Origin of the sequence: Pontibacter sp. FD36 (assembly GCF_015686655.1) — a bacterium.
Classification (GTDB): domain Bacteria; phylum Bacteroidota; class Bacteroidia; order Cytophagales; family Hymenobacteraceae; genus Pontibacter.
On the sequence record NZ_JADPMP010000033.1, the window covers coordinates 1 to 508 of the forward strand.

Below are 508 nucleotides of genomic sequence, written 5' to 3' on the forward strand. Positions count from 1 at the left end.
CCTGACCCTGCAGGTACGCGACATTGCCGAGGTAGCAACCGCCGTGGCAAAAGGTGACCTGACCCAGAAAGTGTCCGTGGACGTGAAAGGGGAGCTGGGTGACCTGAAAGACATCCTGAATGAAATGGTGGACCGACTGAATGTGTTTGGCGCGGAAGTAACCCGTGTGGCACGTGAGGTAGGCACCGAAGGTATACTGGGTGGCCAGGCAAACGTGCCAAACGTAGCCGGCATCTGGAAAGAGCTTACGGACAACGTAAACTACATGGCGTCTAATTTGACGCTTCAAGTGCGTGACATTGCCAACGTAGCAACAGCCGTTGCGAAAGGCGACCTGAGCCAGAAGATCACGGTGAACGTGAAAGGCGAACTTGCCGACCTGAAGGAGAACCTGAACCAGATGGTGGACTCGCTCAACATCTTTGCTGACGAGGTAACCCGTGTGGCAAGAGAGGTGGGTACGGAAGGTCGTCTGGGTGGCCAGGCATCAGTACCGAATGTAGGTGGT

The 508-nt window shown here is 55.5% G+C and carries 1 protein-coding gene; it reads left to right on the top strand.

Annotation, left to right across the window (positions count from 1 at the left end; genetic code table 11):
* Position 1 precedes the first annotated feature (1 nt).
* Positions 2-508, top strand: a 507-nt coding sequence (locus tag I0P70_RS21220; RefSeq protein ID WP_230392347.1) for a HAMP domain-containing protein, incomplete at its 3' end; no start/stop codon positions are given.